The following is a 14,347-nucleotide window of genomic DNA, read 5'->3' as shown; positions in this document are numbered from 1 at the left end:
ATGTGCAGCGGGCCGAACGCGCAAATTTTACTCATAAAACGCGTAAAATTTCTTGGCGGCTTCAACGATTTCCCACGTGCCGGTGAAGCCTGCGGGTGTCACGAACGCGTCGCCGGCGCGGAAGGTCGCCTCGGACCCATCGTCGCCGCGGACGATGATGACGCCTTCGAGGATGTGGCAGAATTCGCTCTCGGTGAAAACGACGCGCCACGTTCCTGGCTGGCCGCTCCAAATACCGCTGTTGAAGCGGCCGTCGGGGCTCTGGAACAGGTTTTGTGCGGACTGAACCGGATCGCCGGAGACGATGCGGTCTCCCGCGGGCCGATAAACATCGGCGGCGGGCAGCACGCCCTGGAAGAGGACGAGCTTTGGGAATTCTTGATTGGCGGTCACGTGGGAACCTTGGTCGAAGGGTTGCACGTGATGGTACGACTAGGCCGCTTTGGCCGGCAAGTCCGTCAGTCGCCGGCCATCACGAAGCAATCGACGGCCTGACGGCGCAGGGCATTGCAGGTCGATGTCGCGTGGTTTGCGTCAAAGCCCGTAAAGCGGGCGCGGTATACCTGCTGTCCGCCCTTGGTCGTCGGATTCGTGACCGAGGGGATGCCCGCCAGGAGCTTGCCGGCGCGTCCCTGGACGTCCGTCAAGGCGCGCTGGGCATCATTGATCGAGCCGTAGGCGCCGATCTGCACGGCATAGTGGCCACCGGACGTCTTGCTCGCGTTTCGGGCACCTTGGGCGGATTGGGCGGACGCCATGTGAATTGCGCTTGCCTGGGCCCCAAGCGTCGATGGCGGCATTCCGCGGATCACGGGTGCCGAGTGCGACGAGGCGCTCTTAGCCTTCGGCGGCTTCGTTCGAGGAGCGCGTTCCTCTGGTGCGGCGCCCGCTGCCGGGTCTGCGAGTGGTGCGGCATCGGAGGTGCCGAGCATGGCCACTTGCTGGCCAGCGTGGGCCCGGTTTGAAGACGTTCCGCTGGCCGTGCCGTCAGACGCTCCGAGATTGGCCGGGGCGAACTGACGAAGCGTGATGTCCTCAGCCGGGGCATTTTGACTGCGTGCGTCAGCCACACGTGCCAAGTCCGATCTCGACGACGTGCCGAGGGATGGCGGCGGCGTGCGGTCCGACGCTTCCATATCTGTCGTTTCCTCCGGGGAAGCCGCGCTCGGGCGCGTCTTCGGGACGAGGGGTACGGCGCGGACCTTGAAGATTTGGACCGGCGTTTCGGGATCCGCGGCTGCGCGTTCCGGTGGCTGCGGAGCGCTGGGCTGGCGAGGCGCCGGGCGCGCAGCCTCGGCAACCTGGAGCGGTTTCGGTTTCCGCGTTGCCGGGCGTTCGGCCACTTTGGGCTCAGCCTTCAATCGCGCCAGAAGCGTGGGCTTTCGGGTTTTGACGGAAGACGCACGTGATGCCATCCGCGTCAGAAGAACGCGCATTTCGGCGTTTCGCTCGGCTGCGGTGTCGCCGCCGAAGACGACGCCGATGAGGTGATGATCGCCACGGCGCCACGACGTCACGAGATTGAAGCCGGAGGCGCGGGTGTAGCCCGTCTTGATGCCATCAATGCCGGCAAAATTATTCAGCATCGTGTTGTGATTGCGGAAATTTTTTCCGCCGTACGCGAACGTGCGGGTGGCGAAGAGCGGGTAATAGCCCGGAAAATCGTCCTGCAGGTGCAGCGCCAGCGTCGCCATATCGCGCGCGGTCGTGACCTGGTCATCGTTCGGGAGGCCGGACGCATTCTCGAAATGCGTTTTCGACATGCCAATCTCGCGGGCGCGCGCATTCATCAGACGGACGAAATTGGCTTCGGAGCCTCCGACTCTCTCGGCGAGCGCAACCGCGATGTCGTTGGCAGATTTCGTAATGACCGCCATGATGGCGTCCGAGACCGAGATTTGCTCGCCCGGGTCGAGATCGAGCTTCGAGGGTGCGGCCCCTGCCGCGGCCTCGGAAATCGTCAGTTTGTCGCTCATCTTCAAGCGCCCCGATTGGAGCGTCTCGAAGGTCAAATAGAGCGTCATCATCTTGGTGAGGGACGCGGGATGACGGAGCGCGTCGCCTTCGGACTGGTGGAGGACGGTGCCGGTGTTGGCATCCAAGATCAAAGCTGCATGGCGATCTTTCCCGGCGCTAGCGCTCCCGAGAAAAACACCGAACACAACTGCAAAAGCCGGCGCATAGGCCAACGCTCTTCGAAACAAGACGCTATTTCCCTCTGCCCGCCCGATTTGAGCGGTTGCCTTACCAACGCAGTCTCGCGAGTTGGCCTGGAAGGGCCTCCCGTGAGTGGCCCCGCAATCGATGTTTGAAAGCAGAGCACTGTTTTTGGGCACCTTTTGGGCGCTGGTTTCCCGGCGCCAGTAGATGACCCGTTGAGTCTATGGCTGGAGGGCTGCAGTAGGGTTAAACAACACGGTAAAAATAGACTCTCGACGTGTCTCAATTTCGCTCGCTAAGGCGATGCCGGCAGGGCAATCTCGGTGCGAGCGCTTTTCGCGGGCTCGTTTGGGTCCGGCGGCCGAGACGGGTGTGGGTGGGCGGAGCTTGGATATCTATCTTCTGTTGAAAGGAGCGCGTTTGCAGGAACCTCGAAGGGCTTTCGTCATTCATTGTTGGGAATGCCAAATGCGACACACCGCTTGTTCTATTTTTTGCTCGCCAGCCTGCCTATATTACGGACTTGATAGACACGGGTGTTAGCTTGAACATTTGGCGCGAAAGACAGGTGCCCCGCCGGGCACGCATTTGGGGAAGCGGGCGTTACCTTTCTGCCTCCAACGTTCCCCTGTTGCGGGATAGCTTTGAGACATCCGATGGATTCGGGTTTTCCCCGAGGCACGCGATGATGACGGCGCATAGTATTCGCTCGTTGGCGGCTTACCGCATGGCCGCAAGCAACGACCCGCCCGATGGGCCGCGTCGCGACAATGGCGACGGCGATGGCGAGTCAAAAACAGGTATTGTTACAAAGACCCGTCCAAAAACGAAGAAGCCGAACCTATATAAGGTTCTTCTGCTGAATGACGACTTCACGCCGATGGAGTTCGTCGTTCTCGTGCTGCAACGCTTCTTCAACAAGGGACAAGAGGATGCGACCCGCATCATGCTTCACGTCCACCACAAAGGAGTCGGTATTTGCGGCGTCTATACGTACGAGGTCGCTGAAACAAAGGTGACCCAGGTTATGGACTTTTCGCGGCAGCATGGCCATCCTCTACAATGCACCATGGAGAAAGAGTAGGACTCGATTGACATCGCTCTCCAAAAATCTCGAAGCCTCCCTGCACCGCGCTGTGCAGTATGCAAACGTTCGCCACCACGAGTTTGCGACGCTTGAGCACTTGCTGCTCGCGCTCGTCGACGATCGTGATGCTGCTGCCGTTATGCGGGCCTGTTCCGTCGACATCGAGCAATTGCGGGCCCGGCTGATCGAATACCTCGACACCGAGCTCAAGCCGATCGTGTCCAAATCAGCGCGCGACGCGCACCCCACGAACTCGTTCCAGCGGGTCGTGCAGAGGGCGATCGTTCATGTCCAGACGTCGGGTCGGGAGGAGGTTACCGGCGCGAACGTGCTCGTCGGCATTTTCTCGGAACGCGAAAGTCACGCGGCGTATTTCCTGCAAGAGCAGGAAATGACACGCTTCGACGCCGTCCAGTACATTGCTCATGGGATTGCAAAGCGGCCCGGCATGTTCGAGCCGCGGACGGTTCGTGGAGTCGATGAGGACGTGAACGCAACCGAAGGTGAAGAGAAAAAGCCGGGCGATGCGCTGAACACGTATTGCGTGAACCTCAACAAGAAAGCGCGCGACGGCAAGATCGATCCGTTGATCGGCCGTGAGCAAGAGGTGATGCGCACGGTGCAGGTGCTTTGCCGCCGCCAGAAGAACAATCCACTGTTCGTCGGCGATCCGGGCGTCGGTAAAACTGCTATTGCAGAAGGTCTGGCGCGCAAGATCGTCGCCGGTCAGGTGCCTGACGTTCTCAAGGGCGCAACGATCTTTGCGCTCGACATGGGCGCGCTGCTCGCCGGAACCCGCTATCGCGGCGATTTCGAAGAGCGGTTGAAGGCCGTTATGAAAGAAGTCGAGGCTTTCCCGGGCGCGGTTCTCTTTATCGACGAGATCCATACCGTGATCGGCGCGGGCGCGACGTCAGGCGGAGCTATGGACGCTTCGAACCTGCTGAAGCCTGCGCTGCAGTCCGGAACGCTCCGCTGCATTGGTTCGACCACGTACAAGGAGTACCGGCAGCACTTCGAGAAGGACCGCGCGCTCGTGCGCCGGTTCCAGAAGATCGATGTGAAGGAGCCGACCGTCGAGGATGCGATCGAGATCCTCAAGGGCCTGAAGTCGGTCTTCGAGGATTATCACAAGATCAAGTACACGAACGAAGCCATCAAGGCGGCGGTCGAACTGTCGGCACGGTACATCCATGACCGGAAGCTTCCGGACAAGGCGATCGACGTGATCGACGAGACCGGCGCTTCGCAGATGCTTCTGCCGGAAGGCAAGCGGAAGAAGAAGATCACCACGAAGGAGATCGAGGCGACCGTCGCCGTCATGGCGCGTATTCCGCCGAAGACGGTCACGAAGAGCGATGCGGAAGTCATCGCGCATATCGGCCGCGATTTGAAGCGGCTGGTTTTCGGCCAGGACAAGGCCATCGAAGCTCTTTCGAGCGCGATCAAGCTGGCGCGTGCCGGCTTGCGCGAGCCCGAGAAGCCGATCGGTTGCTATCTGTTCTCAGGTCCGACGGGCGTCGGCAAAACCGAGGTTGCCAAGCAGCTCGCAAACCTGATGGGCGTTGAGCTTCTGCGCTTCGACATGTCGGAATACATGGAGAAGCACACGGTCTCGCGTCTGATCGGCGCGCCTCCGGGCTATGTCGGGTTCGATCAGGGCGGCCTGCTGACCGATGGCATTGACCAGCATCCGCATTGCGTGCTGCTGCTCGACGAAATCGAGAAGGCGCATCCGGATCTGTTCAACATCCTCTTGCAGGTGATGGACCACGGCAAGCTGACGGACCACAACGGCAAGTCGGTCGATTTCCGCAACGTCGTCCTCATCATGACTACGAATGCGGGCGCGTCCGACATGGCGAGGCCGCCGATGGGCTTCAACCGCACCAAGCGGGAAGGCGAGGATTCGGAGGCGGTGACCAAGCTGTTTACGCCGGAGTTCCGCAACCGTCTCGACGCCATCGTGCCGTTCGCGGGCCTCTCGCCTGAGATCATCGCGCAGGTCGTCGAGAAGTTCATCTTCCAGCTCGAGGCGCAACTCGCCGATCGCGGTGTTACGATCGAGCTGTCGGATGAGGCGACGCGGTGGCTCGCGGAGAAGGGTTACGACGAGAAGTTCGGCGCCCGGCCGTTGGCTCGCGTGATCCAGGAGTACATCAAGAAGCCGCTCGCCGAGGAATTGCTGTTCGGCAAACTCGAGAACGGCGGAACGGTGAAGGTTCTCGTTTCCGGCAAAGGCCCCGACCGGGCTTTGGCTTTCGACTTCCTGCCGCTCGATCCTTCGAAGAAGATCAAAACGCCGGAAGACGAAGAGACGGACGACGACGATCTTCCGCAGCCGGTTCTTGCCGATGCGACGCCGAAGAAGGCGTTGCCCGGGCCGAAGGAGAAGGGCGAGAAGTCCAACGGCTCCGGTGCGGTACCAAGCGTGCCGCGGAAGAAGAAAGAAGAATAAGATTCAACGGCACGGCCTTCGGGTCGTGCCGTTTCCCTATCCTGCCATCCGTACACACTTGAAAATCAACAAGGCTCGCATTAGCCCATGATTTGGCTCGCTGCTTCGTTGCTCGCGGCGTTATCGGGGTTGATGGGTGTGGGCTGGTTTGCGCCTGCCCTGATAAGCGCTCTCGTCGTTGTGGTTGTTGCGATCGACAGCATTGAGGCCAATGAGATCACTTTGCACCAGGCCGGTAGCCTGGTGCTCGTGGTGGTGGTCAACTTTCTTCTCTGGCGCGCCGGCCTTGCGTTGAGACGTTTCTTCTCTCAGGTGCGTTAGCCGGCGTCCACGCGATGCGGCCTACTTCGCCGCCAGCGCAGCTTTCAGCTTCTCGGCGTTAGCGGCCAGCACGGAGCCCTCTTCCATATTCCGAGCGTGCAAATTGAGCGGCTTTCCCTCGAAGCGGGGAATGATGTGGAAATGCAGGTGGAAGACGGTCTGGCCGCCGGCGGGCTCATTGAATTGCGCGATGCTGATGCCGTCCGCTGCGAAGGCTGCTTTTGCAGCGGTCGCCACCTTTTGCACGAGCGGGATGACCTTTGCGAGCACGGCCGGGTCGGCGTCGAGAAGATTGCGCGACGGAACCTTGGGAACGACCAAGACGTGGCCGGGCGACTGGGGCATCACATCCATGAAGACGATCGCATCGGCATCCTCGTAGACTTTGTGGCACGGAATTTCGCCGCGCAGGATCTTCGCGAAGATGTTGTTTGCGTCGTACGTCATTTGCGGGTTCCCGTGGATAGCGGCGGGTGGGAGACCATTTAATCGCCCCCTCATCCGGCCTTCGGCCACCTTCTCCCGAAGGAGAAGGAACTAGGTCTCGTCTTTGCGATAGGGGCCCATCTCGGTCAAGTCGGCATTGAACCGGGATATGGCTTCGCGCTCTTGCCTGAGAAAACGCTCGACGGCGCGTTCCAGGGCCGGGTCGGCGAGCCAATGGGCCGAGTATGTTGCGACCGGAAGATAGCCGCGGGCGAGCTTGTGCTCGCCTTGTGCGCCCGCTTCGACGCGCGGGAGTCCGTGCGCGATAGCGTACTCGATCGCCTGATAGTAGCAGACTTCGAAGTGCAACGCCGGATGGTGCTCTGTGGCTCCCCAATAGCGGCCGTAAAGGCAGTCGCCGCCGATGAGGTTCAAGGCGCCGGCGATGTAGCGTCCGTGGCGCTTTGCGAAGACCAAGAGGCAGCGCTCCGCCATTGCTTGGCCAAGCAGCGAGAAGAACGTTCGATTGAGATAGGGCCTGCCCCACTTGCGATTTCCGGTGTCCATGTAGAACGCGAACATCGCGTCCCAATGGGCTTCGCCGATGCCTCGGCCGGCGACGTGCTCGATCTCGATGCCGGGCGAGAGGGCGGCCTGCCGCTCCTTTCGGATTGCCTTCCGCTTGCGCGAAGCCAAACTCGCCAGAAAATCGTCGAAAGACGCGTAGCCCTGGTTCTGCCAATGGAACTGCTGGCCGATGCGCGTGTGGAAGCCAAGTGCGCGCAGGCGTTCGGCGACCTCTTCCTTCAGAAATGTCATGTGCACGGAGGAAAGGCCGCCCAGGCGCGCGGCCTCGATTGCCGCGGCGGCCATTAATTGTTCGTCGGCGTAGGAGGTGGCGCCCGGCTTCACGAGAAGGCGCGGACCGGGGACGGGCGTAAACGGCACCGCGATCTGCAGCTTCGGATAATAGCGTCCACCTGCCTGGGCGTAGGCGTCGGCCCATCCGTGATCGAAAACGTATTCGCCCTGACTATGTGATTTCAGATAAGCGGGCGCCGCCGCGGCGATCGCGCCGTTCTCATCCTCAAGAATGAGATGGCGCGGCAGCCAGCCACTCTTGCTGCCGACCGCGTGCGACTCTTCCAACGCCTTCAGAAAGGCGTGCGAGACAAAGGGATTGAATTCTGTGGGGTCCGGATTGGCGCAAGCATCCCACTGCGCCGCATCGACCAATGCGATCGACGGCGCGAGCTTCACCGCTGTCTCGGAAGATATCGGCATCGTTACCGTTGCTGCGAGAGATTTAGTTTACGCAACTTCTTCTAACCGGCCAAATCACCTTAAACAGGGCAGGTCCGCGTTGCGTGCGGTGATCCGAAGTTATCGTTAAGGGCGAAAGCCTTCGAAGATCATGGCGTCTGCGCAGGTAGCAGCGATGCGGCGCTGCTTCGGCGTTCTTACCGTCCACGTGAATAGCGGAAGGCCGGAAACGTGGCGCACATATTCGGTCACCGGCGTCGGCAGGGCATCGACTTGATACGCATAGAAATCGGGCGAAATCGGGCCTGACTCGAGCAGATTGCGGAGGGCCGAAGCTCGCTTCCTATTGATCTTGCGCGACCACCAACCGGCGCCCGTGAAGCTTCCCGAAACAATGCCGCACGGAATTCCCGGCGCCAAGCCTCGTACTGTGGCCATCACATCCGGATCGAACGACATCAGAGCGGCGGGGCCGCGATATTCCGAGACCAGCGTCGCGACGTTGGCGAGAAAATCGCGATCCGGCGGATCCCATTCGCTCTTGATTTCGATAAGCAGCGGCACGCGGTCGCCGACGAGATCAAGGAGGTCTGCGAGTGTCAAAATCGCGGCTCCTCCGACGCGATAGCGAAGCGACCCGAGATCACGTTCCCTGACGGCCGCGAGAGGGCCACGGCCGTCGATGAGCCGGTTCAACGTTTCATCGTGAAAGACGACCGGGATGCCGCCCTTGATCGGCCGTATATCGCATTCGATGCCGTAGCCGGCGTCGATCGCCGCTTCGAAAGCGTGACCCGTATTCTCGATGATCCCGCGTTTCGCGTCGTGCAGTCCGCGGTGTGCGATCGGACGGAGGAAGGCTGCACGATCGAGCATGGGGTCAGCGAATTTTCAGGATCGCATCGATCTCGACACAGGTGCCGAGCGGGAGGCTAGAAACGCCGACGGCGGAACGCGTGTGGCGGCCGGCGTCGCCCAAAACCGCGACGAGAAGATCGGATGCACCGTTGATGATTTTCGGATGATCGGCAAATTCCGGTGTCGAGGCGACGAAGCCCGTCAGCCTCAAGACCTGGACGATGCGTTCGAGGTCGCCAAGAGCCGCCTTCGCCTGCGCCAGCAAGCTCAGTGCCGAGGCCTTCGCCGCGGCTTGTCCGTCCTCAATGGAGACGCCCGCGCCGAGGAGGCCCGTCAGCACGCGGCCGGTGGCGTCCTTGGCGATTTGCCCGGAAATGAAAAGCTGGTCCCCGGAGATGAGAAAAGGCACGTAATTGGCGACGGGTTGGGGGGCGTCCGGCAGTTTAAGCCCCAATTGGGAAAGCCTTTGCTCGACTGTTGTCATTGTCATGATTACCTGTAGCTGGAATTCCGGTGCAGCATGTGCCGTGCTGACGCCTCTTTGCAATGCCTTATCTGCGAACTAGACTGTTGCCGTCGTAAGTATATCCAGCCGGAAAGCGAGTAAGCCAATGACCATGCGGAAGGGCTCTGCCACGCTCGCGCTTCTCGTCCTCGCAGGTCTGATGCCTGTCCGACCGGCGGCTGCGGCTGAACCAATCGCGTTTGCTCCGCATCGCGCCGTCTACGAGCTTTCGATGGGGACCTCGACTGCGGGCTCCGGCGTAACGGGCGTAACCGGCAGGATGGTTTACGAGCTGAGCGGTTCGCCATGCGATGGCTATACGCAGAACATGCGTTTCGTGACGGTGATGACCAACCAGGAGGGGACTGAGACGCTGAGCGATCTCAGAAACTCCAGCTGGGAGGAAGCGGACGCGAAGAAACTCAGATTTTCCTCAACGCAATATCAAAACGACAAACTCGCGGACACGAGCCAAGGGGATGCGGCGCGCTCGAAGGGCGCAACGCCTGTCGTCGGGGTTGATCTCGTGAAGCCCGCGAAGAAGCGCGTGTCGTTGCCTCAGGATATTTACTTTCCGATGCAACACGCTTGGACGCTGGTGCAGGCGGCCAAGAGCGGTGTGAAGATGTTTGCGGCCAATCTCTACGATGGGTCGGAGCAGGGCGAGAAATACTATCTGACCAACACGGTCATCGGCAAAAAGTACGAGCAGAATACCAAGGCCGTGCCAGCTTCGTTCAAGGGGGCCGACGCGCTGGCCACCGTCGATTCCTGGCCGATGATGATCAGTTACTTCGATGCCGGGAAGGACAAGCACGATCAGACGCCTGCTTACGAATTGTCCTTCCGTTATTTCGAGAATGGCGTCACGAGCGATTTGAATATCGATTATGGTGAGTTTTCGATCAGGGGCCAATTGAAGGAGCTGACGTTGCTGGCTCCCGGCAAATGCCCGGATACGAAGGCCGCGCATTAGCCGCGTCCGATCGCCTCTCAGCGGTACGAGGCGGTTATCAGAATTCTGATCCCGCCAGCAAATGATGGGCTGGGCCCATTAACGCGGGATCGACGCCGGCCTCCTGGCAGAACGACAGCAAAAGTCCTTCGTCGGAAAGAATATATTCGAACGTCGCAGACTGAAGCTCGCGAGAGTTGGCGACGTTCCGAAGGTCGTCAGGCATAATTCCTGTCAGCGCGAGAAAACGCGAACTCTGCGTTGAATCGGCGAGGAGAAATGCCAGCACCTGCAACGCTAGCGCTTCGGCATCATCCTTGGACAGGGGCTTTGATCGCGACCGAAGCATAGGGGTTCCTATGGGTTAGCTGACGTTAACTGTTGGTTACTGCTTTCGAGGCAAAGATGACCCAAGGTTTAGCCGAGAATCGGTGCACAACGACCGCGATGGAGAGTGGGCGGTTCTATGACGTATCAGGAATCCGGAACGAACGTCGAGCGTCGCGTGCCTGAAATGCGACCCACGGCGCGGTCTGTTCTGATCGTCGAGGACAACGAGCTCAACATGAAGCTCTTCAACGATCTCCTCGTGGCGCACGGCTACAAGACGATACAGACGAGGAACGGCTTCGATGCGCTTGAACTGGCGCGCAAGCACCGCCCGGATCTCATCTTGATGGACATCCAGTTGCCCGAGGTTTCCGGCCTCGAGGTGACGAGATGGCTGAAGGACGATGACAGTCTCCGTGAAATTCCGATCGTCGCCGTAACGGCCTTCGCAATGAAGGGAGACGAGGAGAGGATACGGTCAGGTGGCTGCGAGGCGTACATTTCGAAACCGATTTCAGTGATGGCGTTTCTCGAAACCGTTCGAAAGTTCATCGGCCCGTCTAAGTAGCTCGTCTCGCAGATTTGTGATCCATGACAGCCCGCGTTCTCGTCGTCGACGATATTCTCGCCAATGTGAAGCTTCTCGAAGCGAGGCTGCAGGCGGAGTATTTCGAAGTTCTGACGGCCAATGGCGGACAGCAGGCTCTCGACATTCTGGAACGCGAAAGCATCGACGTCGTGCTGCTCGACGTGATGATGCCGGGCATGGACGGGTTTGAAGTCTGCCGCCGGATCAAGGGCAGCCACGCTACCCACCACATTCCGGTCGTGATGGTGACCGCGCTTGATCAGCCGTCGGACAAGGTTCTCGGTCTCGAAAGCGGCGCCGACGATTTCCTCACGAAACCCGTCGACGATATCGCGCTCGTTACGCGCGTAAAAAATCTCGCCCGTCTCAAGATGCTGAACGACGAGATGATCATGCGTGCGTCGACCGGCAAGGATATGGGCATTCCGGACGACGGTTCGCTTGCTCGGGCGCTCTCTGCGCGTTCGGGCCGGGTGATGCTGGTCGACGACCATCCGAGATCGGCGGCGCGGCTTCTCGAAGTGTTATCGAAGGTCAACGACACCTACGCGGAACGGGACGCGCAAACGGCGCTGGTGCGGCTCGCAGACGGCAACTTCGACCTTCTTATCGTGAGCCTGTCGTTACAGGGCTCCGATGGCTTGCGGCTGTGCTCGCAGGTGCGTTCGCTCGAGCGCACGCGGCACTTGCCCGTCATCATGCTGGTCGAGCCTGGAGACGAAGCGCGATTGCTTCGCGGCCTTGATATGGGCGTCAACGATTACCTCATGCGTCCGATCGATCGGCACGAACTGCTCGCGCGCGTGAAGACGCAGATCAAGCGTAAGCGGCATTCCGATTTTCTTCGCCATCGCCTGGCGGAAAGTGTGGAGCAGGCGATCACCGATTCACTCACGGGCCTGCACAATCGCCGCTACATGGAAGGGCATCTGAAGACGCTCGTTTCCGAAGCGATCCGCACGGGGCGAAGCTTATCGATGCTTGTTGCGGACATCGACCATTTCAAGAACGTGAACGATAGCTACGGGCACGACGTCGGAGATGCAGTGCTTCGAGAGTTTTCGGTTCGGCTTCGCCGGAATACACGCGGCATCGATTTGGCGTGCCGGCTTGGCGGCGAGGAGTTCGTCATCATCATGCCGGATACGGACCTGACGCACGCCTATCAAGTCGGCGAGCGATTACGTGCGTGCGTGGCGTCCGATGAATTCGCTATTGGCGACGGCCGGCATATCCGCATCACTGCGAGCGTTGGGCTCGGCACGCTGGAAAGTCCTGACGACACGCCGGAGACGATCTTCAAGCGTGCGGATTGTGCTCTCTACGTTGCCAAGCGGCGGGGGAGAAACCGGGTTGTCGCGGACGCTGCGTAGCTGCGTCTTTCGGGACGGAGAGGACGTTGCCGCCGAGCAATTGTGGTCATGCAACGTAGCCGCTGTTGCATATCGGAGACCAATTTTCGCAATTTTTACGGGTGTTTAGTTTGAAGCCGAGGTGCTGCGGCTTCGTTCGAATCGTTGCCTTGGCGACACAGTAAAGCAGTTGTTGCTTTCCGCATCGTATTCTGGCACCAATTTGAGCACTGAATTGGGGATAATAAGGAAATTGCGTCAGGTTTAACGGTCGCGCCGCCAGCAAGTCTGCTATTGGGCTGCGACTTTGGGAATCCCGCGCTATTGGGCCCGCCGCATAGCCTGATAGAGTGGGTATGATCGAACCGAGCGACCACAAGAGTGGCCTCCTCGAACGGTTGCAGAGGGTCGATCGCGAAGCTGGGGGAGGAACAACGCCCTCTTTGAACCTCGCCCGGTCGTGGCCAGGGTCGCGAAGCTGTCTCGGAACGATTTACCCCGCTGCCGAGTTTGCTTTAGGCCCTGGCCGCTTTCAGCCAAGGCCTTCAACACATTCGATTCTATCAAGAATAAACCAGCGTAAGCCGGGCGAGTTCCGCCGCTTACTTGATCTTGGTTTCTTTGAATTCGACGTGCTTGCGTGCGACGGGATCGTACTTCTTGAACACAAGCTTTTCTGTCGACGTACGCGGGTTCTTCTTCGTGACGTAGAAGAAGCCGGTGCCGGCCGATGAGAGCAATTTGATTTTTTGTGTAACGGGCTTCGCCATGGATCCTGGCCTTAAGAGAAAGCGCCAATGTAACCTTGGCGAGGAAGCGCGCAACATACGCGCGAACTTTGCCGTGTCAAGGCGCCGAAGGTGCGACCTTACAGGATATCAAATCGCGGCGATAGGCCGATCCGGCTGAGTAATAGAAGGGCAGAAGCTCGCTCAGGCCGTTAATGTCAGGGTCGTTCAGAATAAGCGCTACGACATCGTCGAGAACAAGCTTCGTTATGCGCGGCAGATCGAGCCCGGCGGCTTCGGAAAACGTAAACCATGCGAGATCGAGTAGCTCTCCGTCGGGGAGTGTCGATTTTCCGGATACCGCTTTCGCTTTCGTCACGAAGAACCATGTGTCGTAGCGGCGGACGCGTCCCGGCGGCGTAATTGCGCGTGCAAAGGGGAGAAGCGCTTCCGGGGCCGGGCTATGCCCTGACGCGGCGAAGGCCTCCCAGGCTGCGCACTGGTCCGCGAACGGGGTGTTCTTGCCGACGATGAGCCCCGTCTCTTCGCAGAGTTCGCGAACGGCCGCGAGCGCAAACGGCTTGATCTCGTGGGCGAGGTCCGCCGGCATGAAGCCGCCGCCGAAGCGATTTGCGAGGGCACGATCATCGTCTTCGACGCGACCGCCGGGGAAGACCCATTTGTCCGGCAGAAAGACTTGGCTCGCATGACGGCGGCCCATGAGCACCGTCGGTTCCGATCCCGATGTGTCGATGACGACGAGGCACGCGGCGTCGCGTATCGGCGTTTCTGTCGGTTGCCCGTCTATTGCTTCGGACATCGCGCGAACTGTCAGGATGACTGGCCGGACGATGGTGGCGGAAATTCTTCGGGCAGATCTTCTTTCGGATTGCCGAAGCCGTGCATCCGAAGCGCCCATTGATAGCCGATCAACGATCCCTTGACGCGCGGCAAGAGCCAGAGGCTCAGCAGGATCAGGATCGGCAACCAGATTGCCAACTGAACCCAGGTCGGCGGCGAGTACAATCTTTCGAGAATGAGGATGCCGCCGACGACGACGTGCGCCGTAATCGTCATGACGAAATAGGGCGGGGCATCATCGGCGCGCTGATGGAAAAGCTCGGCCGCGCAAACCGGGCAGAGGTCATTCACCTTCAGATATTTGCCGTAAAGCCGTCCATCGCCGCACTGCGGGCACTTCTCGTGCCAGCCACGGCTCATTGCCTGCCAGACATTTCGATCTGCGCCATCGTCCGAGACGGGAATATTTTGGGCCGTGTCGAGCATAGACATGTGATGGGCCGTCGGAGCGCCA

Annotated in this window: 16 protein-coding genes; 6 read left to right on the top strand and 10 right to left on the bottom strand. The window is 60.0% G+C overall.

Going from position 1 to position 14,347, the window contains the following annotated elements:
• Positions 1-27: 27 nt before the first annotated feature.
• Both AB4Z24_RS04115 and AB4Z24_RS04110 read right to left on the bottom strand, forming a co-directional pair.
• Positions 28-393: a cupin domain-containing protein gene (locus AB4Z24_RS04115; RefSeq protein ID WP_441706139.1), complete on the bottom strand. Its 366-nt coding sequence runs from the start codon at positions 391-393 to the stop codon at positions 28-30.
• Positions 394-458: 65 nt separating this feature from the next.
• A complete protein-coding gene (locus tag AB4Z24_RS04110) occupies positions 459-2,204 on the bottom strand; it encodes a serine hydrolase (RefSeq protein WP_441706138.1) in 1,746 nt (581 codons plus the stop codon).
• A 683-nt stretch (positions 2,205-2,887) separates the two neighbouring features.
• Between AB4Z24_RS04110 and clpS the strand changes: the two genes are divergently transcribed.
• The 3 genes from clpS to AB4Z24_RS04095 all read left to right on the top strand — a co-directional run bounded on the left by clpS (position 2,888) and on the right by AB4Z24_RS04095 (position 6,026).
• Positions 2,888-3,244, top strand: a complete 357-nt coding sequence (gene clpS / locus AB4Z24_RS04105; protein WP_290992949.1) for an ATP-dependent Clp protease adapter ClpS — start codon at positions 2,888-2,890, stop codon at positions 3,242-3,244.
• A 7-nt stretch (positions 3,245-3,251) separates the two neighbouring features.
• The gene (gene clpA / locus AB4Z24_RS04100) at positions 3,252-5,705 is read left to right on the top strand and encodes an ATP-dependent Clp protease ATP-binding subunit ClpA (RefSeq protein WP_441706137.1); all 2,454 of its coding nucleotides are present in this window, start codon (positions 3,252-3,254) and stop codon (positions 5,703-5,705) included.
• A gap of 87 nt (positions 5,706-5,792) precedes the next feature.
• On the top strand, positions 5,793-6,026 hold the full coding sequence (locus tag AB4Z24_RS04095; protein ID WP_441706136.1) for a hypothetical protein: 234 nt from the start codon (positions 5,793-5,795) through the stop codon (positions 6,024-6,026).
• A gap of 21 nt (positions 6,027-6,047) precedes the next feature.
• Here AB4Z24_RS04095 and AB4Z24_RS04090 read toward each other — a convergent pair whose 3' ends face one another.
• The 4 genes from AB4Z24_RS04090 to AB4Z24_RS04075 all read right to left on the bottom strand — a co-directional run bounded on the left by AB4Z24_RS04090 (position 6,048) and on the right by AB4Z24_RS04075 (position 9,057).
• Positions 6,048-6,473, bottom strand: coding sequence for an HIT family protein (locus AB4Z24_RS04090; protein WP_441706135.1), 426 nt, complete (start codon positions 6,471-6,473; stop codon positions 6,048-6,050).
• A gap of 90 nt (positions 6,474-6,563) precedes the next feature.
• Positions 6,564-7,736 (bottom strand): GNAT family N-acetyltransferase, encoded by a 1,173-nt coding sequence (locus AB4Z24_RS04085; RefSeq protein ID WP_441706134.1) that lies wholly within the window; start codon positions 7,734-7,736, stop codon positions 6,564-6,566.
• A 105-nt stretch (positions 7,737-7,841) separates the two neighbouring features.
• Positions 7,842-8,591 (bottom strand): glycerophosphodiester phosphodiesterase family protein, encoded by a 750-nt coding sequence (locus AB4Z24_RS04080; RefSeq protein WP_441706133.1) that lies wholly within the window; start codon positions 8,589-8,591, stop codon positions 7,842-7,844.
• Between the two features lie 4 nt (positions 8,592-8,595).
• Positions 8,596-9,057: a RidA family protein gene (locus AB4Z24_RS04075; RefSeq protein ID WP_441706799.1), complete on the bottom strand. Its 462-nt coding sequence runs from the start codon at positions 9,055-9,057 to the stop codon at positions 8,596-8,598.
• Between the two features lie 127 nt (positions 9,058-9,184).
• Between AB4Z24_RS04075 and AB4Z24_RS04070 the strand changes: the two genes are divergently transcribed.
• On the top strand, positions 9,185-10,054 hold the full coding sequence (locus AB4Z24_RS04070; protein ID WP_441706132.1) for a cell envelope integrity EipB family protein: 870 nt from the start codon (positions 9,185-9,187) through the stop codon (positions 10,052-10,054).
• Positions 10,055-10,091: 37 nt separating this feature from the next.
• Here AB4Z24_RS04070 and AB4Z24_RS04065 read toward each other — a convergent pair whose 3' ends face one another.
• Entirely contained in the window at positions 10,092-10,382 is a 291-nt protein-coding gene (locus AB4Z24_RS04065) for a DUF3572 domain-containing protein (protein WP_441706131.1), read from the bottom strand.
• Between the two features lie 165 nt (positions 10,383-10,547).
• Between AB4Z24_RS04065 and AB4Z24_RS04060 the strand changes: the two genes are divergently transcribed.
• Both AB4Z24_RS04060 and AB4Z24_RS04055 read left to right on the top strand, forming a co-directional pair.
• Positions 10,548-10,931: a response regulator gene (locus AB4Z24_RS04060; protein ID WP_441706797.1), complete on the top strand. Its 384-nt coding sequence runs from the start codon at positions 10,548-10,550 to the stop codon at positions 10,929-10,931.
• Between the two features lie 23 nt (positions 10,932-10,954).
• Positions 10,955-12,325: a PleD family two-component system response regulator gene (locus AB4Z24_RS04055; protein WP_441706130.1), complete on the top strand. Its 1,371-nt coding sequence runs from the start codon at positions 10,955-10,957 to the stop codon at positions 12,323-12,325.
• Positions 12,326-12,906: 581 nt separating this feature from the next.
• Here AB4Z24_RS04055 and rpmG read toward each other — a convergent pair.
• The 3 genes from rpmG to AB4Z24_RS04040 all read right to left on the bottom strand — a co-directional run bounded on the left by rpmG (position 12,907) and on the right by AB4Z24_RS04040 (position 14,325).
• The gene (rpmG, locus tag AB4Z24_RS04050) at positions 12,907-13,074 is read right to left on the bottom strand and encodes a 50S ribosomal protein L33 (RefSeq protein ID WP_013214665.1); all 168 of its coding nucleotides are present in this window, start codon (positions 13,072-13,074) and stop codon (positions 12,907-12,909) included.
• Between the two features lie 76 nt (positions 13,075-13,150).
• On the bottom strand, positions 13,151-13,852 hold the full coding sequence (locus tag AB4Z24_RS04045) for an NUDIX hydrolase (RefSeq protein WP_441706129.1): 702 nt from the start codon (positions 13,850-13,852) through the stop codon (positions 13,151-13,153).
• Between the two features lie 11 nt (positions 13,853-13,863).
• Entirely contained in the window at positions 13,864-14,325 is a 462-nt protein-coding gene (locus tag AB4Z24_RS04040) for a DUF983 domain-containing protein (protein WP_441706128.1), read from the bottom strand.
• Positions 14,326-14,347 lie beyond the last annotated feature (22 nt).

This window comes from Hyphomicrobium sp. 2TAF46, from assembly GCF_052114865.1.
Classification (GTDB): Bacteria; Pseudomonadota; Alphaproteobacteria; order Rhizobiales; family Hyphomicrobiaceae; genus Hyphomicrobium_B.
Note: the sequence above shows the minus strand (reverse complement) of the source record. Positions and strands in the feature narration are given on the sequence as shown.